A 610-nucleotide genomic window follows, 5' to 3' on the forward strand; every position below is an offset into this window, starting at 1 on the left:
ACGAGGCGAACATGCTGGATAAAATTGTTATTGCCAACCGCGGCGAGATTGCATTGCGTATTCTTCGTGCCTGTAAAGAACTGGGCATCAAGACTGTCGCTGTACACTCCAGCGCGGATCGCGATCTAAAACACGTATTACTGGCAGATGAAACGGTCTGTATCGGCCCTGCTCCGTCAGTAAAAAGTTATCTGAACATCCCGGCAATCATCAGCGCCGCTGAAATCACCGGCGCAGTAGCAATCCATCCGTGTTACGGCTTCCTCTCCGAGAACGCCAACTTTGCCGAGCAGGTTGAGCGCTCCGGCTTTATCTTCATTGGCCCGAAAGCAGAAACCATTCGCCTGATGGGCGACAAAGTATCCGCAATCGCGGCGATGAAAAAAGCGGGCGTTCCTTGCGTACCGGGTTCTGACGGCCCGCTGGGCGACGATATGGATAAAAACCGCGCCATTGCTAAACGCATTGGTTATCCGGTGATTATCAAAGCCTCCGGCGGCGGCGGCGGTCGCGGTATGCGCGTAGTGCGCGGCGACGCTGAACTGGCACAATCCATCTCCATGACCCGTGCGGAAGCGAAAGCTGCTTTCAGCAACGATATGGTTTACAT

The 610-nt window shown here is 54.4% G+C and carries 1 protein-coding gene; it reads left to right on the forward strand.

Features of this window, described 5'->3' with window-relative positions; genetic code table 11:
* Nucleotides 1–11: 11 nt before the first annotated feature.
* Nucleotides 12–610 (forward strand): biotin carboxylase N-terminal domain-containing protein (locus tag AC5O77_RS22135; protein WP_494507213.1); only part of this gene is annotated, 599 nt, incomplete at its 3' end.

The organism is Stenotrophomonas sp. INTA L402-1, assembly GCF_059295135.1.